Origin of the sequence: Mesorhizobium sp. dw_380, from assembly GCF_018588885.1 — a bacterium.
Lineage (GTDB): Bacteria > Pseudomonadota > Alphaproteobacteria > Rhizobiales > Rhizobiaceae > Mesorhizobium.
The window spans coordinates 65,845-91,713 of record NZ_JAFFIW010000009.1; the positions used below are offsets into that span (position 1 = coordinate 65,845).

General features: G+C 57.6%; 20 protein-coding genes and 2 tRNA genes. 7 read left to right on the forward strand and 15 right to left on the reverse strand.

Annotation, left to right across the window (positions count from 1 at the left end; all coding sequences use genetic code 11):
• Positions 1 to 301 precede the first annotated feature (301 nt).
• Positions 302 to 378, reverse strand: a tRNA-Asp gene (locus tag JT360_RS11605).
• Positions 379 to 595: 217 nt separating this feature from the next.
• Here JT360_RS11605 and JT360_RS11610 point away from each other — a divergent pair.
• Both JT360_RS11610 and JT360_RS11615 read left to right on the forward strand, forming a co-directional pair.
• Positions 596 to 671, forward strand: a tRNA-Val gene (locus JT360_RS11610).
• 516 nt (positions 672 to 1,187) lie between these two features.
• A complete protein-coding gene (locus JT360_RS11615) occupies positions 1,188 to 2,765 on the forward strand; it encodes a hypothetical protein (RefSeq protein WP_214471759.1) in 1,578 nt (525 codons plus the stop codon).
• Between the two features lie 245 nt (positions 2,766 to 3,010).
• Here the strand turns inward: JT360_RS11615 and JT360_RS11620 are convergent, their stop codons facing one another.
• Complete coding sequence (locus tag JT360_RS11620; protein WP_214471760.1) at positions 3,011 to 3,433, reverse strand: hypothetical protein; 423 nt, start codon at positions 3,431 to 3,433, stop codon at positions 3,011 to 3,013.
• Positions 3,434 to 3,515: 82 nt separating this feature from the next.
• On the opposite strand from JT360_RS11620, the gene JT360_RS11625 reads away from it, so the two are divergent.
• Complete coding sequence (locus JT360_RS11625) at positions 3,516 to 3,737, forward strand: helix-turn-helix domain-containing protein (RefSeq protein WP_214471761.1); 222 nt, start codon at positions 3,516 to 3,518, stop codon at positions 3,735 to 3,737.
• 477 nt (positions 3,738 to 4,214) lie between these two features.
• Positions 4,215 to 4,820: a recombinase family protein gene (locus tag JT360_RS11630; RefSeq protein ID WP_214471762.1), complete on the forward strand. Its 606-nt coding sequence runs from the start codon at positions 4,215 to 4,217 to the stop codon at positions 4,818 to 4,820.
• A 40-nt stretch (positions 4,821 to 4,860) separates the two neighbouring features.
• Here JT360_RS11630 and JT360_RS11635 read toward each other — a convergent pair whose 3' ends face one another.
• The 13 genes from JT360_RS11635 to JT360_RS11695 form a co-directional block, all read right to left on the reverse strand.
• Positions 4,861 to 7,896, reverse strand: coding sequence for an NACHT domain-containing protein (locus tag JT360_RS11635; RefSeq protein WP_214471763.1), 3,036 nt, complete (start codon positions 7,894 to 7,896; stop codon positions 4,861 to 4,863).
• Between the two features lie 548 nt (positions 7,897 to 8,444).
• The gene (locus JT360_RS11640; protein ID WP_214471764.1) at positions 8,445 to 9,002 is read right to left on the reverse strand and encodes a hypothetical protein; all 558 of its coding nucleotides are present in this window, start codon (positions 9,000 to 9,002) and stop codon (positions 8,445 to 8,447) included.
• Between the two features lie 108 nt (positions 9,003 to 9,110).
• Complete coding sequence (locus tag JT360_RS11645; protein WP_214471765.1) at positions 9,111 to 10,154, reverse strand: tyrosine-type recombinase/integrase; 1,044 nt, start codon at positions 10,152 to 10,154, stop codon at positions 9,111 to 9,113.
• Positions 10,155 to 10,805: 651 nt separating this feature from the next.
• Positions 10,806 to 11,408: a hypothetical protein gene (locus tag JT360_RS11650; protein WP_214471766.1), complete on the reverse strand. Its 603-nt coding sequence runs from the start codon at positions 11,406 to 11,408 to the stop codon at positions 10,806 to 10,808.
• Positions 11,409 to 11,486: 78 nt separating this feature from the next.
• Positions 11,487 to 11,990, reverse strand: a complete 504-nt coding sequence (locus JT360_RS11655) for an AlbA family DNA-binding domain-containing protein (protein WP_214471767.1) — start codon at positions 11,988 to 11,990, stop codon at positions 11,487 to 11,489.
• Positions 11,991 to 12,269: 279 nt separating this feature from the next.
• Positions 12,270 to 12,518 carry a DUF680 domain-containing protein gene (locus JT360_RS11660; protein ID WP_214471768.1) on the reverse strand — a complete coding sequence of 83 codons (249 nt, stop codon included), beginning with the start codon at positions 12,516 to 12,518 and terminating at the stop codon, positions 12,270 to 12,272.
• A gap of 699 nt (positions 12,519 to 13,217) precedes the next feature.
• Positions 13,218 to 13,988 (reverse strand): SDR family NAD(P)-dependent oxidoreductase, encoded by a 771-nt coding sequence (locus tag JT360_RS11665; RefSeq protein ID WP_214471769.1) that lies wholly within the window; start codon positions 13,986 to 13,988, stop codon positions 13,218 to 13,220.
• 13 nt (positions 13,989 to 14,001) lie between these two features.
• Complete coding sequence (locus JT360_RS11670; protein WP_214471770.1) at positions 14,002 to 14,997, reverse strand: ABC transporter permease; 996 nt, start codon at positions 14,995 to 14,997, stop codon at positions 14,002 to 14,004.
• 115 nt (positions 14,998 to 15,112) lie between these two features.
• Positions 15,113 to 16,153 carry a sugar ABC transporter substrate-binding protein gene (locus tag JT360_RS11675; RefSeq protein ID WP_214471771.1) on the reverse strand — a complete coding sequence of 347 codons (1,041 nt, stop codon included), beginning with the start codon at positions 16,151 to 16,153 and terminating at the stop codon, positions 15,113 to 15,115.
• Positions 16,154 to 16,192: 39 nt separating this feature from the next.
• Positions 16,193 to 16,957, reverse strand: coding sequence for an ATP-binding cassette domain-containing protein (locus JT360_RS11680; protein ID WP_214471772.1), 765 nt, complete (start codon positions 16,955 to 16,957; stop codon positions 16,193 to 16,195).
• Positions 16,954 to 18,120, reverse strand: a complete 1,167-nt coding sequence (locus JT360_RS11685; protein WP_214471773.1) for an ROK family transcriptional regulator — start codon at positions 18,118 to 18,120, stop codon at positions 16,954 to 16,956. The genes JT360_RS11680 and JT360_RS11685 overlap by 4 nt, the downstream gene beginning before the upstream one ends.
• A 248-nt stretch (positions 18,121 to 18,368) precedes the next feature.
• Positions 18,369 to 19,673 (reverse strand): M23 family metallopeptidase, encoded by a 1,305-nt coding sequence (locus tag JT360_RS11690; RefSeq protein WP_214471774.1) that lies wholly within the window; start codon positions 19,671 to 19,673, stop codon positions 18,369 to 18,371.
• Between the two features lie 184 nt (positions 19,674 to 19,857).
• Positions 19,858 to 20,325 (reverse strand): peroxiredoxin, encoded by a 468-nt coding sequence (locus tag JT360_RS11695; RefSeq protein ID WP_214471775.1) that lies wholly within the window; start codon positions 20,323 to 20,325, stop codon positions 19,858 to 19,860.
• A gap of 95 nt (positions 20,326 to 20,420) precedes the next feature.
• On the opposite strand from JT360_RS11695, the gene JT360_RS11700 reads away from it, so the two are divergent.
• The 3 genes from JT360_RS11700 to JT360_RS11710 all read left to right on the forward strand — a co-directional run bounded on the left by JT360_RS11700 (position 20,421) and on the right by JT360_RS11710 (position 25,860).
• Positions 20,421 to 23,801 (forward strand): DUF3971 domain-containing protein, encoded by a 3,381-nt coding sequence (locus JT360_RS11700; protein WP_214471776.1) that lies wholly within the window; start codon positions 20,421 to 20,423, stop codon positions 23,799 to 23,801.
• A 93-nt stretch (positions 23,802 to 23,894) separates the two neighbouring features.
• Positions 23,895 to 24,290, forward strand: a complete 396-nt coding sequence (locus tag JT360_RS11705; protein ID WP_214471777.1) for a hypothetical protein — start codon at positions 23,895 to 23,897, stop codon at positions 24,288 to 24,290.
• Positions 24,291 to 24,423: 133 nt separating this feature from the next.
• Positions 24,424 to 25,860, forward strand: a complete 1,437-nt coding sequence (locus JT360_RS11710) for a multicopper oxidase family protein (protein WP_352127175.1) — start codon at positions 24,424 to 24,426, stop codon at positions 25,858 to 25,860.
• Positions 25,861 to 25,869: the final 9 nt, after the last annotated feature.

Sequence of the window (25,869 nt, forward strand, 5' to 3'; positions counted from 1 at the left end):
TAGTACCTGCACATGAATCGAGCGCTTTGTGGGCGAATCCGCAAGTGGATTCGCAGCGATAGCTCGTCCCGGCCTGCTCCACCGCATCGGCCGTCGCTTGTCAGCCTATTGGAGCCGCGTCTTTCCACATTGTCGGTGGTGTTTTTGGGGCTGGCTGTTCCTGATCGAGCCAGCAAACGATGGCAGGTGTCAAAGGGAACGCCAGGCCGGCGAGGTCTTCGGCACATCGTTTCTGAAAGAGGACTTTGACAATTCATGTCGACATTTCCCTGGTGCCAAGGATCGCGATCCTTGAGGGAAATGGCGCGAGTGACGGGGCTCGAACCCGCGACCTCCGGCGTGACAGGCCGGCACTCTAACCAACTGAGCTACACCCGCGCATTGACGAGCACGTGTCAGCCGTGTTCGTCGTTGGGGCGGTGGATAAGGGGTTCGCCACTGGGTGTCAAGCGCACGAAACCATCATAACGGCAAACTGGAGAAGGTTTTTTGACAGCCGGCGTTTTGTTCGCAAATACGGCCCGCAACCGGGGCGCCCCACGCTCATTTGGCCTTGCGAAGCCGATCCCGACCGCTTAAAGGTCCGGCCCGGAGCGGGCGATTAGCTCAGTTGGTAGAGCGCTTCGTTTACACCGAAGATGTCGGCGGTTCGAGCCCGTCATCGCCCACCATTCCAATCTTAGAAGAATAGCGCTCTTCTGCTCCCAAAACGCTGAAAAATCAGTTGCTTGCGCAATCTACGACATTTTGAGGTCGCACGTCAAACAAGTTGACTTACTGAGCTAATCGCCCGCCAAATTCGGACCGAATCGCTGTCAGTTGTGACCCCATTGTGACAGGGACGACTGGCGCTTCTTGATGATCGAAAGGGCTTTGGTGAGGTAAACCAGGAGGACAATCCCCATTCCCAGGCGGTGTCACAGAAGGAAAATGGGCCCCATCGACGGCTGCAAATGCCCCAGGGCTGTCATGGGACTGTTTAACGGGCCGAGCAGGGATAAACTCTGCATTTCCATGATCTGAGGCACGAAGCCATCAGCAGGCTCTTTGAGCGAGGTCTTCACTATGCCCGAAGTGGCATCGGTTAGCGGACATCGCGACACGACAATGCTCTTACGAAACGCTGATGCTTGATACGAAAAGCGTCCGCTGCAAACTGGACAGAAAAAAGTTACGGATCGATCCAAATGCCCTACCGAACTCCGACTATTGACGACTTTCGCCATGCCAAGTGGCTAAGAAGGAACTTACGGCTCGGCGAAGGCTTTGATCGATTTGTCAACGAGATGGCGGAAAGGGTGAGGGTCAGGGCCGGAAGAGCAGACAGGATTGACGTAGTCGGAAATTTGAGAAATGCACTAAGTGTAATAGTGGCTAATCTATATAAATCTCATTTAAACGACGAGAATAGATATGTAATAATAGATCGAAGCAATGATGGTTATCCAACAGGCCCGTACAATCCCTTGAGAATAAACAGGAGAGCAATTCAAGATTGTTTGGATTACCTGTCTAATGATCTCCCCAGCTATGTTGAACAGAGGGGAGGTAACTTTGATTCTATTGCTGGTATCGGATATACCACAAGATTCAGATCCACGATAAGGCTGGTATCGGAACTAGAAGAGTATAATATACCAGAGGAAATACAACACGATATTGATCCGGCGGGTATTATTAGGAACACTTTAAGGGACAACCCCCAATCTCCTTTGCTTTCATATCTCTTCAGAGCGGAGCCTTTGCCTTCAATAAGGCTGAAAGGTGAAAAGCCTGCCAGAGGCTCAGCCCTCCTTCTCAATTACGAACCAACTGACGATACCATGCGGATGGAAGCTAACCTGAGAACGTACAACAGATTCCTTTTCGATCATCACTGGCTAGACATACTCATTTCTAACGAGGAATTCCGAGACCTTTCAAGGCTGGTGGACGATGAACCTGACGAGTTTGGTGATGAAGACGATCGTCGCTGGGATCTCGACATTCTATGGAGAAACACGCTGTACCGCGTATTCAACAACGGGCGCTTTACTGATGGAGGAAGATTTTATGGTGGTTGGTGGCAGGGGGTGCCCAGCCGTCTCAGAAGGCATTTGACGATCAACGGCTATCCGACTGCCGAACTGGACTACTCAAACATGCAGATCGTCATGCTGTATGCCGACGAGGGATTGGAGCTTGAGGGCGATGCATATGAGATTGAGGGCATTCCCCACGCATACCGCAAGTTAATCAAGCGGACCGTATTCAAAATAGTCAATGCCGATGGGCAGATACGCTCAGCGAAAAAAGCCGAGCTTCCTGTGGGATGGACCTGGCGACAACTCATGGATGCAGTGAGAGAGAAGCATCGGCCTATCGCTAAGTATTTCGGCACAGGCGAAGGCATCAGGCTTCAAAAGAGGGATGCAGACATTGCCGAGAGTGTCATGCTCACGATGATGGACGAAGGAACCCTAGTTCTCCCCATTCACGACAGCTTTGTCATTGAAGATGGCCGCCAGGATCGCCTCAGAGAGGTGATGGTTGCTGCCTACAGGCGCCGTTTGGGTTTTGACATTAATGTAGACGCCAATCCCACGTGGTTGGAGCAACTGCCGGCGCAGGCGATAGAACTGGACCGGCTTGGTGTACGAGATCTAACTGATTGGATCGCAGAGCTAGAGCAGCGCCCTCAGTACGAAAACTACCGCGACCGCAAGGCCGCCTTCTTGCAAGCCAGAGGTGAAACATGGGGCCATGAGCATCATTTCTTTTATTAACTGCAGCTTATACAGGTTATAAAGTCATTATGCCTCTATATGACACACAGGAGCCCGTACAGAGCCGTAATCATAATTCGGCATACACATAGCCGAAAATAGGAGGGGCGCTCCTAAGGACTTCTATTGCCACGACAAGACATATGGCGAATATAAATTTAAAACTGCGTGAAGCTACGATTTGAGATACATACCGATATAAATTAGAATTCAAAAGTTTACAATTCCACGCTTCTTCCCTTCGATTAGTGAGCGGGAACGATGGTGTCGGGTATTATCGGCAATTCACGATACAGCGTTCTAGCTGCCTCGCTAAGTGGCTTAAGCGGATTTTGATCGCAATATTTTAGTATAAACGCTAGCTGTTCTGAGACCGATGTGGCCGATAAATCGTGCCTCGTGTATGCTCCTGCTTCCTCAACGAGTTCAGCTTGTTTGTTTTTCCCAAGCAAGACTTGCTCCCACCACACATGAGCCATGTTGATCCCGCTCAAATAGCCATCGGCCCAGGACAGGATCATGTCACCGCTATCGTTTTGGTCAGTCGGGCCCCATCGGAGGATCTCAGCGCAGGCGGTGTTCCCTACCCCCATCATGGTGGAAGGCCCATCAGCCAGCGATACGGTGCAAGACATTCCGAGCAAGGCTATGGCGATCGCCCACTTCATACGCAGTTCTCCCGCTGTCCGATCACGACTTTTGTTTAATATATCGAGGTGCGTATTTTGAGCAACTGGGTTCGTTTCCCGCATGGACTTGCGGGAAGTGCTTGCTGCGAATTTGCGCCGATTGAGACACCTAAGAGGGCTGTCTCAAGACGACCTTGCGTATGATGCAGGGGTTAGCCGGAGTTACCTTAGCCAGATCGAGAAGGGTAAATATTACGCAAGCCTAAAGTTCCTCGGGAAGCTTTCGGTCGTGCTCCAGGTTGAAGCATGGGAGCTTCTGAAGCCGCCAGACGGCAAGGAATAGGGCTAGCTGACCGGCCGATTCATCCCTCTGATTCGAGCGTATGCGTCAGCTGCCCCCTGCGGATTGTGCGTAGGTTTACAAAACGGAATTTCCCAAATTGCGCAGAGACCGTATACGATACCGGTACCCCCCGGCCTACCACCTTCGGCTTTTCCCAGCGGCCCTTGGATTCACCGGTTCATGATGCCGATGACTGTTCCCTGAGGTTCTATGACGCTTTTAGGGAAAAGGTTTACAGCGCAGAAAATGAAGGGGTGGGTGGCGGTTTGATGCATACGTTTGCACGAGGCGCTCTGTAAACCTATTAGGTCCCTGCTCCCTCACAGATTGCGCCGAACAGACTTGGGATGCTGCATCGGCAAGCCGTTCATAAAACCCCTGTGAAATTCCTTCAGCTGACCCGTTGATTTCCTTGACTTTGAACGAGCCCAATCGGATGTTCATAAATGGAGTGTATTCTGAACGGGGACGCTAAACATGAAACGGGCAGCGCTATATCTGAGGGTGAGCACGAAAGAGCAGACAACCGACAATCAGCGGATGGAACTCGAACGAGTTGCGCAGGCTAAAGGGTGGAATATAACCGTCATTTACGAGGACGAGGGTATCAGCGGCGCAAAGGGTCGAGACAAACGCCCAGGTTATGACCAGTTGCTGAAAGACGCGGTCAGAGCCAAATTCGATGTGGTCATGGCTTGGGACGTATCACGTTTGGGAAGGAGCTTGGCAGGGCTTGTAACTGCTCTGGACGAGCTTCACGCTCATGGGATTGACCTCTATCTGCATCAACAGGCGATCGACACTACGACCCCGTCTGGCAAAGCGATGTTTCAAATGACCGGGGTGTTTGCTGAATTTGAACGGTCGATGATCCAAGAGAGAGTGAAGGCCGGATTGCTTAGAGCGAAGGCAGCAGGCATCAAATTGGGAAGGCCAACAAAACTTCTCAATACAGAACAGATAATTGCCGACAGAAAAACAGGAAAGACGACAAGGCAGATTGCGCAAAAATATAATATATCGATCGGGAAAGCACACAACATTATAAAAACTTCGTCGGATGAGATCCTGCGGCTCCCATGAAGTGATCTCACTTCAGAAGCTTGAGCGTCCTCGTATCGTTCTAAGCGCCAGCCTTTGGCAATGTCCTTTTTTTGCGATTCTTGTCTGTTAGTGAAGCAGAAATGGCGTCTAAAAGCTCGCGTGTCGCCTTGCCCATTTCATTTTTGTCAAGAAGGGCCGAGTAATCGACCAGAATGGAAAGCAAATGGCTTGCCGCCCTGTCACTACCAATATTGACACGGTTGCGTTCAACCAATTTCTCCATCCGCAACTCACTCCAGAACAAAATAATGTATATGAAGAAGGCCTTTGCCATAGCCTCATCGTCATGACGAATTTTCTTCCCTGATGCATCTTTCAGATGAAAAAGTCCCATCATTTCGTCTATCAAACCATGAGCGCGCCATATCTGACTGTCTGTAATTACCTCCCCTAACCTGTCTTCCTGCCAAATTCGCAACAAGTCTTCTGACAACATGCTGAGGATGGCAGATGCTTGCTCCCTGTTGAATGAAAACTCAGAATAATTGCGATCCGATCGTTTTTGAAGCGCAGAAACCGCTGCTGCTACAATAAAGTAAGGCAATGCACCAATTGTAAATGGCACTAAAGATGACGAAAACATGAAAACCAGTGGCAGCTTAAACCGTTCATACAATTCTACAATGTTGTCATTGTAGACGTAGATATAGGATCTTGCCTCAACAGCATCGATCTTAGCTCGCTCCCACTGGTCTTTCTTAGTTTCAATTCGGCTCCGCTCAAAGGTCTCCCAAACCAATGCAGAGGGAGCATAGAAACCTGAACGCTGGGACCGATACCCGGAGTTCCGTGCACCTATCATGTACAAGGTAAAAGACCGCGCGGGTGAACTCGTACCGTGCAATATCGGCTTAGCGAGTTGGACGAGCCTGGTCCCTACGTAGCCATGGCGCCGGCTGCATGAATTAAGAACGTCATGGATAACCTCGATCGCCTCTAGATTAAAGACAGATCCCAAGTGTACGACTCGAGAGAAAATGAAATCGACAGCTTCCCTCAGCGTAGACTCGGGTACAGTGAGATATTCGAGTGCCCGCGCCACAAACGTAAGGAAATTAAGTTCCTGCTTCGGCTCGTTTCTGGCATCCAATCCATATTTTAGCAGAGCATCGAGAGCCTGAACTGACTTTGGCCCACTTCGGAAAGTCGCGATCTGAACGGCTAAGTGGCTGACCACATCCCACTGCGCGTCTACCACCTTGGATATCAATCGGGATTGAATTAGAGGAGCTACACCTCCCGCTTCTTCCTCAAGGCGCCTAGCAAAGAAGTATTCAAGAAATGTCCTATGAGTGAATTTAAACACCCCCGGGCCTATCTCACACATCACCCACGCTCGACCCGTAATAAATTCAACAAGTACCTTAGCCGCAGCTACTGATCGAGCCCTGTCTTCATACCACATATTGAAAAATGATCTGAGACGATCGCTCAACCAACTCTCTGAAACGCCATCCTCGGTTTCTGCGTTCCCAAATATTTCAGCTGCGAGATAACCAAAGAGATCTAGAAGATCAAAATCTGCGGGAAATTGAAAAATAATGCCGCGCCTCTGATCCCACTTTTCAAACATTAAAAGCGAGCACTCCTTGTATATCTCTGGACGATTGCTTGGAACCTCTCCCCGTGCATTAAAAATATAAACCATAAGTCCAAGAAGAAGTGGGTTTTCTCGGAGGTCTCCTGCGGCTGCTTCAGTTTGCCGCAGAAATTCCACAGCTTTCTTCTTCGCTTCAGCCAACGTCACGCCCGCGACAGCTCGGATAAGGAGTTCCGAGAATTTTCGCACTTCATCTGTATTGAATCTAGATAAAGTAAACGCTTGGAACTCCTCGCTAAGTGGTGCGTCTCTATAGCCAACAATTCTAGAAGTGACAAGCGAGGGGCAAGACGCATACGCATGCGTAAACTGTTCAATAAGACCAGCCATAGCTCTTCTTGAGCCAATATCTAAAATCTCATCTAGCCCATCAAACAAAAGTATACCTTCGCCTAGAGTAAATAGCTGCTTCAGAAATTGAGAGGCGATATCTTCATTATTATCGCAATAAACCTTTATCTCATCAATAAAATAATCGAAGATGCTATATGATGGGTTTTGCTGCTGCCGTTTTTCAAGAGTCCTGAGAACGACCTTCAATGGAAGGCAAAGATCTCTTGAATCAAATAGCGGATGCCTTGGAGTTGTAGATTCTAAGCCGATTTGAGAGGCCAGATCGTAGCAGAGCAATTGCGTAAGCGTCGACTTCCCCCCGCCGGGATCTCCTAAGATTACCGCGCGGTTAAATGCTCTACGAAAAGGGACATACCCAGTCGATTGTTGCTTTGAGTAGGGATAGTCTCGATGTGGAGAAGGGATGTCGGCTTTGCTCCCAACAGCGTTTAGCCGCGCAGGTATAACAAGTTTCAATATGTTTACTTTTCTCGTTCCTTGCGTTGTCTCAACGTTAATCTGTCGGTTCCCATTTTCTACACCTTTAGCAATCTTGATACGCAAGTCTGCAAACTGAGATGCTGGAAGTGGGTACAACGATCCTGCATTACGAAGACAGGCGCTTAGGGCATCAATACGCGAAGCCAAATCACCGCTATGAGCTTTAAAGGCTTCGAATAGGACCTTCTCTTCAACCGCTTGCTCTAGTCGGGTGCTAATAGCTACGAATAGGGCTTCAAAAAGGGCCTTACTCGAAAATGGCAGCAAATCATATGATTTGTAGATCAAGTCGAAGGCCGGGAATACAGCAGATGAGTCATGACCACAAAGAGCGAACTGCTTCAATGCGTCAGGTATAGCGCTTCGTTCTACTTCCTCTAGAAAAGTCGCGACGTTTGTATCATATAATCCATTGTCATTACCAATGACTTTGATAATGTCCTGTATCGCAGGATTTGCGTTTGATTTCGATATAAGATCTGGTTGAGTTCCCAGTGCGCGATTTATGTTTTTTCTCCGCGCGACAGCGTCAACTAAACCTTTGTAGGGGCGCTTCAATCCGTCGTATATAATCGACCCTAAAATGCCGGTGACTATCTCCACCCCAACTGTCATCTGCAAGTCCCATCCCGACGATCCCAAGAAAACTTGCTCAATCCGTGCGTCAGAATGTCATGGGAAGTCAAGGGTGGATATGTCTTGAAGCACAGAGAATTGCACTAACGGAGATTGTGCAACTGGGCAGGGTACATGATCGTTCGACGGTTGCTATCACTCTGAATTGATCTTGTTGCGGTTTTCAAAATCTTTTCCTGCGGGCTTGTCTTGGAAGTGCCTGGCTTGGCGCTTGCCCCCTAATAGTCTCCTGAGTGGCGCGTGAGTACCTCATTAATTGAGCGAGGATCCTGTGGCCAGATCTCAAGGCGAACTCGCGGACGTAGAGACGAGCTGAGCGCTTTTTCCTGTTAAGGATTGAGTGTAGCAAAGAAAGATCGTAGACTTCGTAAGCGGTTGAATTAATGCAATCTTTCGACAGGAGCGAAGGCGACGTTCAGCGGGCGAGCACTGTATCGACATTGTAGGGGTTACAGGTTCAACCCCTCTCATCGCCAACCATCCGCGTAGTGGCTAGGACCAGCTACACCGAGGGCTTATTACTTCATTTCGTTTCAGGATGATCCCAGCCAAGGGGCAGGCGCATATAGGTCTCGCTCATGTCCGAGCTTTTCGCGCTTCTTTTTGAGATCGCCTTCAGGCAGAAGATGCGTTTCTATCCGGATTTCGACCCAAGCAAGATCTTGCGCCAACGAGTCAAGCTCTGCTGTCGTGAATTTCCTTTCCGTTCTTTCCGGTTTGTATAATGGAGCGTATAGTACATGAGAGTCATTGCCGCTTTTGTCCCATATCCAATGAATTAATTGATTACGCGACGCAGTTAATTCCCTAAGATCGTGGAATATGTCCTTCAAATCTTCCACTATGATCCTATGGACATTAGATGCCTGTGCCAATTTAATTATATCTTGAGTCAATCGGCTTGGGCGCATCTCTCCCGTCACGATCTGACCGCACTTTTCAGACAGATTTGCGTATTTCCAATGCATGGCATGCAGGCAGTCTTCTATTCCTGCGGCGACAACTGCAATATAGCCAATTGCCTTCAGAACGTCATCTGTAGGGACCAGGTTGGGATCTTCAAATGCGACCGGTCTTGGTGATTTCAGCATATTCCCCCCCCAAAAGGCATCTCAGATATGTGTTGGTGGGACGCCCGCTTCCTCGACTGAGCGATTCGAGGTCGGTTAGTTAACGCTGCAACGGGGATTAGTTGTCGGTCAATGGTGAGAGGATTCGCCAGTTTCCGGACCTTGAAGCTTGGTTCTTACTGTCTCCTGATTGGCGTGGCTGTACCTCATCAATTGAGCGAGCGTCCTGTGACCTGAAATTGAGGCAACCTCAGGAACGGTCAGACCGAGTTCGAACAGCCTAGAAATGGCCTCGTGCCGAAGGTCGTGGAAATTTAGACCGTCTATCCCGGCCCGTGCAGTCAGCCTGTCCCATTGGAGTCTCAAGGCTATCGGTGTGATAGGAAAGGCTAGGTCCGTAGGCTTTGCATCTTCTAGCCGTAGGGCCTCCAAGATCGCAACGGCCCGCCTCGTCAGTGGGATGACCCTCGAATAGCCCGATTTTGACTCGGGGATGACCAAGGAGAGGCGTCCGAAGTCGACATGGCGGAACTGGATCGTCAGTATCTCTCCACGCCTCATGGCCGTCTCTAGGGCAAACAGAATGATAGGTGCGACTAGTTTGTTCCGACCCTTCTTTGTAGATTCGAGAAGCCTGTCGAGTTCACCAACCAGGAGCCTCCTTTCCCGCTTGTTGTCGACCACTCGGAGCTTCAACCCGTCGAGCGGATTTCTCAGAGGGATTTCCCATTCGACTACCGCATGACGGAACATGTGGGAGAGGGGAGAAAGCTCACGCTTCAACGATTTGGGAGTGACCGGCTTGTCTGATCGGTGCTTAGGCTCCTTCAACCGTTGATCCCTGTAGGCCGCGAAGTCAGCCGTTGTTAGGTCGTTCAGCGTCTTCTGGCAGATCGGGTAGCGGAGGAAGCGGTTTAGTAGAATCGTCTCGACTGCCGACCCCCGCTTTTGGGGGACGATTTCGTCCCTGTATCGGGCGACAAGATGAGCAAGGGTGATAGACTTCAGGGCTTTTCGGTCGGGACCAAGCTCTTGTCTGTCCTGCTGACGTTCAATCAGCCTCGCCCATTCGTTGGCATCTGCCTTCGATCGGAATGAGCGCGATTGGATAGGAAAGCCTTGGCGTCTGACCTGGACCTGCCATCTGCCGTTACGCTTGCGAAGAGTAGCCATTCTTAGCTCCGGTGTGACTGTGCTGTGACAGCAACCGATCCGGTCAGCTTCTGGCTATTGAGGAAAAGAGCTATATCTTTGATTTTATGAGGGGAATATCGCTAAATGATATCGCCTCAGTTGGTAGAGCGCTTCGTTTACACCGAAGATGTCGGCGGTTCGAGCCCGTCATCGCCCACCATTCCATCCCTTTGGTTTCCTTGTGGAATCCTTGGGATGATCCCTCCTGAAGATCGACGAATTGGCTGCTGGTCACACTCTGGTCACAGCAAAGGTTTGTCATGACTTCAATCCGCAAACACAGGGACAAAAATATCAGGTCCAGGTACGCAGGCAGGGTTTCCCTTCCACGTCCAAATCCTTCAATGAGGGCTAATCAGACCATAACCTTTGTCAACTACGATGGCCTTTGAAGGGAACCAGAATGAGCCCGTTTCAAATCGCCGTATCCATAGCCTTATTGGCCACCGCTGCCATGGGTGGTTGGATGTACCGATACGACACCAAGCCATCTCAATACGGAACAAGCATCGTGTTGGACCGATGGACTGGTGAGGTGTTTCAATGTGGCGTTTATGCGTATGAGCCCGACACAAGCCGCCTAGGATGCGTCCGCCAGAACTGACCAGACCGGGGCCGTTCCAACTGTCTTTATCGTCTCAACCTCAGCACACCATCTTTTTCAATAAACCCATGAGATTGCTTTAGGCCGAAGGCATTGTGGATGAGGTCGCTCAGTTTTCTCGCATCCTGAATATCATAGGCTCCGTTAATAACGCGCTCGGGCAAGAGCACATTGGGTGACGGTGTTCGGCTCCTAGGCTCGCTTATCGTCTCGTGTTGTCCATAGTTCAGCCGATGGCTAGTGAGACGGATCAGGCTGACAAGGATGTAGTAGGGGCCGTCAACATTCTCTCTCGCGAGCCGTTCCAGATAGCTTGGAACACTATAGCAGAGCGTCTCCTCAATCTGAGATGCGTATACAAAATCGGTCTGCTTTGAATAGTGACCTAGGTGGTCCACCGCCTCAACAATGCCATTGCGGAAGAGAAGACCGTAGCCGGCATGTTCTCCTTTGTCGTTGAGGCTCCCTCCTGCACTTATAAATCCTTCCAGTGAATAACGGATGTGCCGGCCACCTGTGGACGCACCCGGTGGCGAGATCCCGGCTTCATTCGTGCCGAAGGCGATTTCAGGTGGAGCGGTAAATGAGACAAGAGGAACGATGTGGACTACGGCTAGCGGACCAGACAATAGTGGGAATGGGTCTCCCCGCGCTCGATCATCGCTAGGCGGTGTAATGGAAACCTCTTGATCCGTTCAAATATGGTCTCAGAGAAGGTGAATGCCTGACGGAGTTCGGTCACGTCCATCGCGTATTTCCCATTGCTGTGTCGTGCCCAGAACTTGTGGTTCGGCTTGACGCGGTGTGGTGCGATCCAGCTGCGAGGAATCCTTACCGCGATCACTACATGGCCATTGCCGAGACCTCGAACGGATGGTTATCCCTGATATGGGCGGTTCGAGGTTGTCCCTCAGGATGCTCTGAACCCTCAATAGCTCCGCATCAGGATCAGCCAAATCTAATCCGGCGACATCAACAGCTTTCCCGGCTTCCTCCCTGATACCGAACAGAAGGTCACCGCCTCCCGTGTTGGCAAAGGAGGACACATCGGCAAGTAGTTCCCGTTTCTGCTCGTCATTGAGCGTTCGTGACCGTCCATTGGGATGACCGTAGTCAGCTTTGAATTCCAGAGTCCGGCTTTCCTCCACCCCGTTCTCAACAAGCTGACGAAGGTGATCCGCTGTGATTTCGTCAAAGGCCTGTCTGAGCATTCTACCCCTCCGCTTTAGTGACGAGGCTATCACCTCTGCCGGTTTTAACGGAGCCCTTTGGTTTCAGAATTTCTGTGAGCGATTGTGACGTAGCGCGGACAGCTGCCAAATTGACCGGCAGGATTTCTGGGACGATAAATCCTGAGAAGAGGGGCGGGGATGGATGTCCCCGCCCTGGTGTGCCTTTAAGCCTTGATGAATTTCAAATTCGAAGACGGCCAGATCTTTTCTTCTTTGCCGAGCCAGACAGCCTGTGTCGAACGCTTCCTTCACCGCATCTTAGCGGCCCCAAATTCCCTGGCCGGATTCGTGGGGGGCGGACTGGGTTTGCACTGTCGTGCTGTCAGCGCTTTGCTCAGACGTGAACAGCTCGCCGATCGACGCGGTAGACGGGCTGTCGACGTCGTCGGAAGTGGCGACCGGCTGGTTGGAGCCGTAGTTTTCGCTGCCAGCGAGAGCGGCTCCCGTGGCAACGAGGGAGGCGGCCGCAAGCGCGATAGCCTTTGTGATCGTAGTGAGCTTTTTCATTGGATACTTCTCCCTAGACGTATTATGCCCCGGGCCTTCTGGAATTATAAGACTCCTAGCGAGGGCGATCTATTCACCATTCGATATATATCGAACGATATCCCCCGCGGGAGGTCACAGGGAAGGAAGCCGAGTTACCTGCTGTTGGCGCGGAAGCTTTAGCGATGGCTAATGTTTGATGCTGGCGGAAGGCGGTGACACCTCCATCGCCTGCCGAAGATCGGGTCTCCGATCGGCCCGGCGTCCTCCGCCAGAGGCGCGGGCTTTCACTCACGGTCGGGAAAGACATGACCGGCAAGCAGGGCACGACCTATGGCGTCAGCGTTTTTGAAAAGCCCATTGGCGCACTGTGCTGACTACCAAAGACAAAGCCAAAGCCAAAGCGCCGTCGATGGCCAAGGAGATCGGCGACAAGGCCCGGATTGAAGAGATGGCTCCGAAGAAGCGTTAGCCAAAATGATGGCCGGCGCCCGTTGGGCGGGGGGCTTGGGGTAAGGCGCCGGCCAGGCGGAGCAGGTCCGCCGCCAGATAAGCTAACGGGCGGGCCGCTCGGGCCTATGGTGCGATCGCGGAAAGAGGCCGTTGGCCTTGCAGGTGCTCGCCAAAGCCTGTGCGCTGTTCAAGGATCGGGCCGTCGGGATCGGTCGAGAGACCGGCCTCTTCTGGGCTGATCTCTCCTGCCTCGCCCGACCTGAGCTCTCAAGGCGGCAGCAGCCGGAAATCATTGCCCTCGGGCAGCAATTGGCCGCCGTCGACGATAATGGTCGTGCCGGTGATGTAGCTCGCGTCGTCCGAGGCGAGGAACAGGAAGGCGTTGGCGACGTCGCGGGGGCTGCCGAGCCGGCCGAGCGGGATGGAATCCTCCATGTTCTTGATATAGGCGGCGCCGCGATGCAGCTCAATCGCTTCGGTGAGGATGTTGCCGGGCTCGACGCCGTTGACGGTGATGCCGTAGCCGGAAAATTCCAGCGCGGCCGCGCGGATGAAGCCGTTGATGCCGGCCTTGCTGGCCGAATAGTGGCCGTGGCCCGGGCTGGTCACATGCGGACCGGTGATCGAGGAGGTGTAGAGCATGAGCCCGAAGCGCTGCGCCTTCATCGGCACCAGCGCCGCGCGGCTGGCATTGAAGGTGCCGCGCAGATTGACGGCCATGACGCGGTCCCAGTCGTCGGCGCTGGTGTTTTCGATAAGCTGCCAAGGATAGATGCCGGCATTCTGCACGATGATGTCGAGGCGGCCGTGGTGCTTCAGCGCCAGCGCCACCGCCGCCTCGGCGTCGCTCATTTGCGAGATGTCGGTGCGGATGAAGGGGACGCCGAGTTCGTCCGCTGTCGCTTGCCCGGCCTCGACCTCAGTATCGGCGAGCAACAGCTGCGCGCCTTCTTCGGCGAAGCGCAGCGCGATGCCCTTGCCGATGCCCCGCGCGCTGCCGATGATCAGCGCCACCTTGTCTTTCAGTCGTCCGGTCATGCCTGCCGTCCTCTCATGCGAGTCTTTGGCGAATGGTTTGCTTGAAGGCGTCGAGCAGCACGGCGGCCAGCACCAGCAGGCCATGGATCACCTGGGTGAAGTTGGCCGGCAGCCCCATCAGGTTGATCGCGGTGTTGATGGCCGAGAGCAGAAGCACGCCGGCATAGACGCCGGGCAGGGTGCCGACACCGCCCTTGAGGCTGACGCCGCCGATGACCACCGCCGCGAAGGCGTTGAACAGCAGGCCGACGCCGAGATTGGCGGTGGCGCCGGAGGTGCGGATCGCCAGCAGCCAACCGGCAAGGCCGGCAATGGCGCCGGCAAGCACGAAGGCGATCACGAGGTTGCGGTTCACCCGGATGCCAGCGCGAAAAGTCGCCGTCTCGTTGCCGCCGATCATCACCAGATGCCGGCCAAACGGTGTCTTGGCCATGATCAGAGAGAAGACGACGAAACAGGCGATGGCGATCCAGGCTGTGAGCGGCAGGCCGATCAGGCGCTGGATGCCGAACCAGCGGATGGCTGGCGCCAGATCCTGCGCCGAGCGGCCACCCGAAATGACCAGCACCAGGCCGCGCACCCAGATGTAGGACGCCAATGTGATGATGAAGGCGCTCATCTTCACCCGCACCACCAGAAACCCGTTGAAGGCGCCGATCAAGCCGCCAACCGCCAATGCCAGCAGCAGCGACACCGGCACCATCAGCCATTCCGGATGCAGTTGAATGCCAAGGCCGATGCCCGAGGAACAAAACAGGATGCCGACCGCCATGGCGCTGAGCGCGGCAACCGATTCGACCGACAGGTCCATGTGACCGGCGATGATGACCAGCGCCAGGCCGATCGACATGACGCCGAGCACGCTCGATGCCTCGATGATGTTGGCGAAGATACCGAGCTGAAAATAGTTCGGGATGAAGAGGGAAAAGACCACCAGCACGAAGACCAGCATGAACCAGACGAGGTTGTCGAGGACGAACTCCAGGGCGTGGCGCGTGCGGAGGTTCATGGCTGATCCGGCTGGCGCATGACCCGAAACTCAATTTTCGGTGACGATCTTGCGCGGATTGGAGTTGCGGAGAGCGGCTCCGGACCGGGTGGCCCGGAGCCGCTTATGCGACGGCCTATTCGACCGATTTAACAGTGTCCGTCGGCGCTTTCTGGTTGCCCCAGAAGGCCGGATTGTCGACGTTTTCCTTCGTGATGGCGGCACCCGGGATCTTGATGTTCGGGCCCCAGGTTTCCTTGGTGACGACGGATTTCAGGCCGAGCACGGTGTAGTCGCCGGGCTTGATCTCCTGCTTGTTGGCGACCTTGTCCATGAACATGGCGACGGCCGCCGCCTGCGCGTAGAGCGGCTGCTCGACTTCGACGTTGAGCCAGCCCTTGCGGATCAGGTCGAGGCCGACCGGAGCGCCGTTCGAGCTCATCAGCATAACGTCGCCCGGCTTCTTGCCGGCGGCCTCGAGCGAGGCGACGGCAGCGACCGAGAGATGTGCGGCATGGCTGAAGATCAGGTCGATGTCCGGATTGGCCAGCATCTGGTCGGCGACGATCGTGCCGGCGTTGCTTGCTTCCCATTGCATGGCCGGCAGCGAGATGATCTTGACGTCCGGGAACGCCTTCATCTTCTCCTCAAAGCCCTTCTGGATGTCGAGCGTGTAAGGGTCGCCGGGATCGCCGAGCACCTGCAGCACCTTGCCTTTGACCGACCCGTTCTTCGCCTTCAGCAGCTTCTCCGCCTGCTCCGCGGCGATGTGGCCGATCTCGACGGTACCCGCCACCGACGTGAAGTCGGAAGCTGTCGACGTGATCTGGCGGTCGAACTCGACCACCGGGATGCCGGCGGCGCGGGCCGCCTCGATCGATGGCTTCAGCGCGTTGAAGTCCACCGCCGCCAGGATGATCGCCTTCGGCTTCAGCGCGATGACGTCGTTCATCTGCGATTGCTGCGCGTCGGTCTTGTTGTCGGCGTTCAGCGTCTTCATGTCGTAACCGACCTGTTTCAGGAACAGCTCCAGAGCGGTCACCGAGCCGGTCTGGAACTCGTCGAGCAGCGTCGGCACCATGTAGTAGACGGTACCCCTGGACTGGGCGAATGCCGGCGTGAGCGTGGCAAAGGCCAGTGCCAGGATACCGAAGACAGCAAGAAGTATTCGCTTCATGTCTTTGGCTCCCTGTTAAGCCGGACCCCTCTTTGTCCCTCAGCCTCCCGGTCCGGCACCGGCAAGCGTCTCGCCGGTGATCATGTTGATCACCGCATCGGGACTTGTTTTGTTGCGCGCGACATCGCCCGCCACGACGCCTTGCCGGATCACCACGATCCGGTCGGCGACCTGAAAGGCCTGTTGCATGATATGGGTGATAATGACGACGCCGATGCCCTGGCTCGCCACCTGGCGGATCATGTCGAGGCCGCGCCGCGTCTGCTCGACGCCAAGGGCGGCAAACGGCTCGTCGAGCAGCACCAGCTTGCCGCCCCAGTGCACGAACCGGTTGAGCTCGATGGCCTGCCGCTGGCCGCCCGAAAGGTGCTCGACATTGGTGCGCAGTGAGGGGATGCGAGTGCCGGCGCTGGCCAGCGCCTTGCCGACGACGGCCTCCATGGCGCGCTCATCGAGCACGGGAATGCCGAAAATCTTACGGGTGATCTCGCGGCCCATGAAGAAATTCGCCACCACGTCGACATTGGTGCAGAGCGAAAGGTCCTGGTAGACGGTTTCGATGCCCGCCGCCTTCGCTTCGGCCGGCGACTTGGCAAGAAACTCCTTGCCCTCGAACAGCATGCGGCCCGAGGTCGGCTCCAGCCCGCCTGATATGATCTTGACCAGCGTCGACTTGCCGGCGCCGTTGTCGCCGAGCAGCGCCACCACCTCGCCCTTGCCGATCGAGAAGCTGATGCCCTTCAGCGCTTCGATCGCGCCGTAATTCTTGGTGACGTTGTCGAGCACCAGCAGCGGTTCGCTCATGCGGCAATCTCCTTGGCGGCCAGGAGATCGCGACCGCGCTCGCGCTCGGCCGTGAACATCTGGCCGAAGCGCGGCGAGAAGACACCCGCAATGGCAAGGGCCGCCGCGCCGCGCAGCACGGCCTGCTGGCCGCCGCTTGCGACGATAACACGCGGCGTGTCGCGGTCGGCACGGGTCGCGACCGAATTGTGCAGCGGCGCCGCCGCCCGCGCCAGGCGCTCGAGCAGGTCCGGCGGCGCCAACCCGCCGAGCACGATCGTCTCGGGGTCGAAGAGGTTTTCGATGATGGCGATGGCATTGCGGAAGATCGGCGTGACTTCGGTCACCCAATCGGCGTCATTGCCGGTCCAGCGTCCTCGCGCTTCGAGCGAGAGGTAGCGTTCGAGGCAGCCCCGGTTGCCGCACGGACAGACCTCGCCGTCGGGAACGACGGGAATATGTCCGATCTCGCCGGCATTGCCCCAGGCGCCACGCAGCACGTTGCCGTCATGCATCATGGCGCTGCCCAGGCCGACGCCGAAATAGAGATAATAATATTCGGAATGGCGGGCGCCGATGCCGTAGAGCCGCTCACCCATCGCGGCCGCTGCCATGTCGCTCTCGAAGAACGCCGGCAATCCTGTCGCCGCCGTCAGCCGCTCGCGCAGCGCCACGTCCTTCCAGCCGGCCATTGTGGTCGGGCCGACGAAGCTCATGGATTCCACGCCAAACGGTCCGGGAAGCGCCATGCCGATGCCGATGACACGGCCTCCAGCACGCCGTTCGGCGAGATCGTGAACCATGGCGCCGATCTGTTCGAAGGCATGGTCCGGCGTCGCGTTGGGCGCCTCGCGATGCGTGCTCTCGACGACATCGCCGCTGAGGTTGATCAACGCCGCATCTATTCCGAGCGGCGTCAGATGGATGCCAACGGCGTAGCCACCTTCTGGATTGATGCGCAGCGTCGTTGGAGGCAGCCCGCGTCCCTTGGGTTCCTCGCGCACGGAGAGGATGTAGTCCTGGTCCTCCAGTTCGCGAACGATGGTCGACACGGTCTGGACGGTAAGCCCGACGCGCTTGGCAATATCGCCTCGGGCAATGGGGCCATGCAGGCGGATGGACTCGAGCACGATGCGCCGGTTGTACGGCCGCCCGAACTCTTGATTGGTCCCCCGCAGCGCCATGGATTGTGCCCCTAGCTGACGCAAGGTCGCATCAAAGATTTATTCAGTCAAATGGAATTCAAAAATAAATCAGCGCCGAACACAAATGGGCCAAGCCCCATGGATGGCCCGGTCAGGACCTGCTGACCTGCTGCTCTTGGCCGATTGCCGGCGTATCGAACCCGTAGATAGAGTGGCTACTGCCTGGGGCGCCGGCCGGCAGAGCGGAATCAGAAATATGGAGCGCCAATGCCCCGGCTCTGATTGTCTCAGAGAAACCGCGCGACCTTCTTGCCTACAGTCAAGAAGCGCAGGGGATCGATCGCTTCGCCATTGTGGCGGACTTCATAGTGCAGATGCGGGCCGGTCGAGCGGCCGCTGCTGCCGGTCTTGCCGATGATGGCGCCGGCGTCCAGTTTCTCGCCGACGGTCACGTCGATTTCGCTGAGATGCCCGTAACGGGTCGCAAAGCCGTTGCCGTGGTCGACTTCCACCATGCGGCCATAGCCACCGTTCCAGCCGGCCTTGGTGACGACACCGGGCGCGGTGACCCGCGCGGCCATTCCGACAGGCGCCCTGAAATCCATACCGGAATGCAGCGCGGCGGTGCCGAGAAGGGGATCGGTGCGCACGCCGAACGGGCTGGTGACGGAGTGGCCAGGAGCGGGGTTGGCAAGCGGCAGCCGGCGCGCTTCCTTCTTCAGTTGGTCGAGCGTGTCCAGGGCTTCGTCTAGCTCCTTGACCCTGCTGTCGAAGATCATCGAACTGTCGAGCGGGATGAGGGGGCCGCCGACGTCACTTTCGTTCTTGCCGAAATCGCCGTCGACCGGCAGTCCGGCCGCCTGCAGCGCCTGCTGGATGGCATCGGCGCTCTTATACGCATTGTCCGCTAGGGTGCTGATGCGGGTGAGCTGTTCGTTCTCGATGGATTTCAGCGACTGGTTGATCGAGACGAACAGTCTGTCGGCGCGATCGGCGGCTGAATCGTTGGGCAGCGGATCGGTGCGGGTCGACCACAAGGAGAACGGCCTGGTGTCGGCGGCGCCGAGGTCGGCGCTCAGGCTGGCGACCGCGTAGTTCGGCGCAGGCTCGTTGATGCTGCCGGTCACCTCGGCGTGCTTGTCGGGTTTGGCAGGCGCTGCCGGATCTTCGGCTGGCACCGTTGCGGCTTCATTCTCGGCGCGTTCGAGCAGAGGGCCAAGGCGGCCGTGACGCTGGCTGAGCTGCGTCTGGCGCTCAAGCAGTTCGCTGACCTTGGTCTCCATCAATTGCTGGTCGAGCAGCTGTCGGCTGGTGATGCGGTCGACCTGGGCGCGAAGCGCCGAGATGCGGTCCTCATAGGCCTGCTGCATGCGCGCCTGGCGCGCGGTGGTGGCGCCGATCAGGTCGTCGCGCAGCACGAGATAGGACGTGGCCAGGAGATATCCGATGGCAATGGCGGCGAGTGCTGAACCGATGAATGCCGCGAGCCAGGGCCGGATGGTGAAGTGCCTGATCTCGTTGCCCCGGGCGATGATGACGGTGTGGGGTTCCTTGCGCCTGCCGAAGACTGCGGACTGACCGGTTGCGTTCACGGGACCAAGCTTTCGTTTACGACACCACGACAGCTTGATTACACATTATTAGGGTTAACAAAGGCTTGCCGCAATGATCGCGCGGCAACGAATACACGCGGTGCGGGAAAAAGGTTGTATGAAGTCGGCCTGGAAATACCGATCCCGCGCAGGGCTGCCTCTGGCTCGGCGGTCCTCGCGCTCGTCAAAGCGCGCGGACGGCTTCCAGCACTTCCTCGGCATGGCCCTTGACCCGGACCTTGCGCCAGATCCGAGCGATGCGCCTGTCGCCGCCGATCAGGAACGTCGCGCGTTCGACGCCCATGTATTTGCGGCCGTACATAGATTTCTCGACCCATAGATGATAGGCCTCGATCACCTTGCGCTCCTCGTCGGCGGCGAGGTCGATGGTGAGGTTGTATTTCGACTTGAACTTGTCATGCTTCTTGACGGGATCGGGCGACAGGCCGATCACGAGGGCGCCGGCCTTCTCGAATTCGGGTTTCAGCTGTGAAAAGCTGATCGCTTCTTGCGTGCAGCTTGTCGTGTCGTCCTGCGGGTAGAAGTAGAGCACCACGGAGTTGCCGGCGGATGCGGCAAGGCTGAGCGATCCGCCGCCATCGCGCGGCAGGTCGAATTGCGGCGCAAGATCACCCACGTCGAGGTCAGCCATACCGATGCCCTTGTTTGAGGTTACGCGCGAAGCCACACCGATATAGTGTCGACCGGGGATTCGTCCACGAGCGAATTCGTACAACGGAAGATTGCGTGGATCAGGAGCAACCGCAGCACGAGAAGATCAGGTTCAGGCGTGACGAGATCACCGACCTGGGGGCCTTGCCGTCCGCGTGCCGCGTTCCACCGCTCGGTCAGGCGTCGATCGACCGCGGCTTTCGCATCCTTTCGCGCGTGTTCGCCGGCGTGCTCAGCCTCGTGCTGCTGGCGGCGGTCATTGTCTATCTGGTCGGGGTATCCGGCATCGGCTCCGAGCGGCTTCGGGCGGAAGCGGAAATCGCAATCGAGAAACTCGCCGGCGTCGATGTCGATGTCGCGGTCGGGCCGGCGCGTATCACGCTCGACAGTTCGAGCTTCGTCGCGCTTCAGGTCAGCGACGTCAGCCTGAAGACCGCGGACGGCAAGCCGATGGCGGATGCCGGCCGCGTGCGCTTCGGCATGCGCCTGATACCGCTGCTGTGGGGAGAGGTGCGGCTGACCAGCGCCAGGATCTCCGATGCGCGCATCGTCACGGCGGCGATGCCGTCCGGCGGCGACTGGACCGCCGAATTGCGCAATGAGAACGGGCTCGTCGATCCGGAGAAACTGTCCGACGCGGTGTTCGGCAACATCCATCGCGCGCTCGACGCGGTGCGGGAAGATTCGATGCGCCGGATCGATCTCGCCAATGTCGAATTCGTGCTGCCCGATACCGGATCGATCAAACTGGTCAGAGTAGCCGACGCCAAAGTCGTTCAGTCGGGGCCGGGCGGCATGGAGTTTTCCTCCGAGGCGGATGTCGATGGCAGAAAGGTCAGCGTTGCCGCTTCCGCCACCCGCGACATCGCGGCGCACCGGGTGACGGCGCTGAACGCGAGCATCGATCTGGCGGCTGCCGATGAAACGACGGCCGGCGCCGGCAAGTTGGGTGCGGTCGCGTTGACGCTGACAGGGTCGGAAGGATCCGGCACCAACGCATCACGGCTGACGGCGGCCCTGTCGTCGACCGGGTCGGTGCTGGACCTTGGCACGCGCGGATTGCTGCCGGCCGACGTCGATGTCAATGCGACGCTTGTCTATGGCAGCAACAAGATCCAGGTGGACAAGCTGCTCTTGAAAACCGGCCGGTCCTCTTTCGATTTTGGCGGCTCGATAGGGCCAAAGCCCGCGACAGGAGCAGCGGGCGAGGAACCCTCCTATCGTTACGACCTGACCAGCGACGGTTCGACCCTGGCGCCTTCGGAATCGCCAGAGCCCGCGCTGAACTTCCTTGCGCGCATCGCCGGCGTCTACCAGACCAAGAGCCATAAATTGGTGGCCGAGCAGATCGCGGTTCGGTCCGCCGCTTCCAGCGAGGTGCTTGGCACCGCGGCCGTGGAATTCGTCGAGGGCAAGGCTCCCGGGATCAATCTGGCGCTCAACGTGCATGACATGCCGGTCTCGCACGTCAAGCAGCTGTGGCCGTGGTTTTCGGCGCGCAATGCGCGGCTCTGGGTGCTGGACAATCTGTTCGGCGGCCGCGTCGTCGATGCCAATCTCCAGTTTCAGGTGGTGCCGGATCGCCTTGGCAACGGTGTGCCGCTTTCGGCCGACGAGGTGTTCGGCCGCTTCCAGATCGAAGGATCGCGCTTTGATACGGCCGGCCGCATCCCGCCGATACGCGATGCGGTCGGCGTCGTCTCCTTCCACGGCAATGACGTCGACATCTCGCTCTCCTCGGGCAGCGTCTTCATGCCCAGCGGCCGTACCGTGGCGGCCAGCAACGGCACGCTGACGGTCAAGGCGGCGAACCGTCCGCCGGCCATCGGCGCACTCGACATCGATGTCGAAGGGGAAGCGCCGGCTGTCGCCGAACTTGCCTCCTACGAACCGATCAACGCCATGCGCCATGTCGGCTTCCTGCCGGACGACCTGTCGGGCAGCGTTACCGGCCATGTCAGGGCCAACATACCGTTGCAGTCCGGCGTCGACACATCGAAGCTCGACTGGCTGGTGTCGCTCGACTACACCGGCCTGTCGCTGGCCAAGCCGTTCGAGGGACAGACCGTGACGGATGCCGATGGTTCGATCACGGTCGACCCTGAAAAAGCGGTGATTTCCGCCAAGGCATCGCTGAACGGCATTCCGGCCGAACTCCACCTCCTCGAGCCGCTGGCGGATGATGGGCCGCCGCGCAGCCGCAAGGTGGCCCTGGTGCTCGACGACAAGATCCGCGCCGCCGCCATGCCCGGCCTGGCGCCGCTGCTGGGCGGAACGGTGAAGGTCGCGATCGACAAGAGCGGCAGCGGCAATCAGAACGTATCGGCCGATCTGACCAATGCCAGGCTGGACATCCCCTGGGCCGGCTGGAGCAAGGGGGCAGGGGTTCCCGCCAACGTCACCTTCGTCATGACAAAGGCCGGCGACACCACGACACTGTCCGATTTCAACCTCGACGGAAAAACATTCTCCATCGACGGCAGCATCATGCTGGTCAACGGCGCCTTGTCGTCGGCAAAGTTCAGCAAGGTCACCCTGAACCGGGGCGACGATGTGTCGGTGTCGGTGAAGCGGTCAGGCAAGGGCTATGCGGTCGACATCAATGGCAACGCGCTCGACGCTCGCTCCCTCATCAAGCAGTTCACTTCCGATGTGGACACCGCAACCAAGACGACGGGAACCGACAACATTTCCGTCAGCGCCGACGTTGATCAACTGACCGGTTTCCACGACGAGCAACTGTCCAACCTGAAGCTCGATTACAGTGCCGCCGGCTCGAGGGTGAACGGGCTGAAGGTCAGCGCCACGGCGAGTTCCGGCGCCGCCATCACCATCAGCAACACCACCGGCGACGGCCGGCGGGCGCTCAACGTGCAGTCCGCGGACGCCGGCGCTATCCTCAGGTTCCTCAATATCTATGAGCACATGGAAGGCGGATCGATCACGCTGGCGCTGACGGGGGCCGGCGACGGACCGATGAAGGGCAAGGTCGATACCAGCAACTTCTTCGTCGTCAACGAGCCTAAGCTCGCCTCCATCGTCTCGACCACGCCGGCCGGCGACAGCCGCAGTCTCAACCAGGCGGTCAAGGGCAATCTCGATACGTCGCGGGTCAAGTTCGAGCGCGGCTACGTCGAGATCGAGAAGGGCAGCGGTTATCTGAAGCTGGCCAATGGCGTGCTGCGCGGTCCGCGCATCGGCACGACGTTCCAGGGCATCCTCTATGACCAGAACAACAATATGGACATGACCGGCACCTTCATGCCGGTCTATGGCCTCAATCGCATCTTCGGCGAATTGCCCATCGTCGGCGCGCTTCTGGGCAACGGCCGCGACCGCGGCCTGATCGGCGTCACCTACCGGCTCAGGGGCAACGCCAACAAGCCGGTGCTCGATATCAATCCGCTCTCGGTGATCGCGCCGGGGATATTCAGGTCGATCTTCGAGTATCGGTAACGGTTGGGCGTTTGGACCTTGTTGTCGCAGGATCAGCCAATCACGGCCTTGGCACTTGCAAAATATGAACTTTAAGGCCAGCCTGACAGGATCATGGCCCGGCTGTCGCCAAACCACCTCCTTGTTATGCTGCTCGCGGTCTTCCTGACCGCGGGGTTCAGCCTGTCGGTCGCTCAAGCCAATATCATGTCGGCAAAGATGGCAATGGCGAGTGATGACGGCATGGCCATGTCTTCCGATGCCGGTATGGCCAAGATGGCCGGCAGCAACATGACCGGCGATTGTAACGCTTGCCTCAAGCACATCGGCGACAAAAGCAACCCAATGCACTGTCCGCCGAACTGCGTTGCGCCCGTCCTGGCCGTGCTGCCGCAAGGCCTAGCCGAGGCGGTGCTTCCGCAACTACAGCAGGCGTCGGCGCTACCCGCCCCGTTCCTGCGCGGGCGAAGTTCCTTGCCCGATCCATACCCTCCCAGACCCAGCGCCTGACGCCATTTCAGTCGTAACACGGCTGATTTCCCGCGTCTGATCGCCTGCGCCGCGCATCGTCGCGCGGCCGCGCACGCAATCCAGTTCGATGTCGAGCCGCTCGCCATCGATCGAGATTCGCAGGGGTTGAAGGGTGAAACACGATTTCCATTACACCATGTCGCGCCGGGGATTTCTCGTGGTGGCGGCGGGCGCTGCCGTGTCGGCTTCGCTGCGTCCCACGCGCGCCTCGGCCGTGGACGAACGCCAGATCAAGGTCGGGCCAGGCCAGGCGCTTTTCAATGGCGCGAACGGCGCGTCTACCGCCGTCTGGACCTACAACGGCACCGTTCCCGGTCCGGCGCTGCGCCTGCGGCAGGGTGAGCCGGTTCGCATCACCGTCGAGAACGGGCTGGACGAGGATACCACGGTCCATTGGCATGGCATCCGCTTGCCGAATGCCATGGACGGGGTGCCGGGCCTGACCCAGCCGCCAATCAAGCCCGGCGGAAGTTTCACCTACGAATTCACGCCGCCGGATGCAGGAACCTTCTGGTACCATCCGCATGCCGACAGCCTCGTGCAGCTCGGCCGCGGGCTCGCGGGTCCGCTCATCGTCGAGGAGCGTGAGCCCGTCGTCGTCGACCGCGACCTTCTCTGGCTGTTGCAGGACTGGCGGCTTACTGCCGACGGGCAGATCGCCGGCGGCTTCGGCGGCATGATGGATGCGTCGATGTCGGGTCGCGTCGGCAATGTCGTCACCATCAACGGCGAGGTGCCGGCCGACCTCGGCGTGAGGGCGGGCGAGCGCGTCAGGCTGCGGCTCGCCAATGCCTCGCTTGCCCGGATGATGGCGCTGCGCTTCGAAGCCCACCGTCCGGTCGTCGTCGCCGTCGACGGCCAACCCTGCGACCCGCACGAGCCGGAGAACGGCCGTATCGTGCTGGCGCCGGCCATGCGCGTCGACATCGTGCTCGACATGCAGGGCGACCCCGGCAGCCGCCACGCCGTGATCGACGACTTCTATGACGGCCTTGCCTACACGCTGGCCAATGTTGCCTATGACAAGGGGCCGCCGCTGAGGGCGCACCCGCTCGATGCGCCTGTCGGCCTCCCGCGCAATCCACTGCCGGCTCCCGACCTCGCCAGGGCCGTGCGCCAGGAGATCGTGCTGCAGGGCGGCATGATGGGCGGCGGCAAGCTGAAAGGCCTCGGAGGCATGATGGGCATGGGAATGCCCGGCATGAACGGTGGCGCTGCCTGGGCGATCAACGGCATGTCGATGACCGGCGACGGCCACGCCGGAATGGCGCCGCAATTTGCGCTTGAACGGGGCGCCACCTGTCATCTCACCATGCGCAACGAAACCGCGTGGTGGCATCCCATGCATGTCCACGGCTTCAGCCTGTCGGTGCTGTCGCGCAACGGCGCGCCGGTGCCGCACCGGCAATGGCAGGACACGGTGCTGCTGGCCCCCAGGGATGTGATCGAATGCGCCTTCGTCGCCGACAATCCCGGCGACTGGATGCTGCACTGCCATGTCGCCGACCACCAGATGGCCGGCTTGATGACAGTGTTCCGTGTGAAATGAATTTGAACC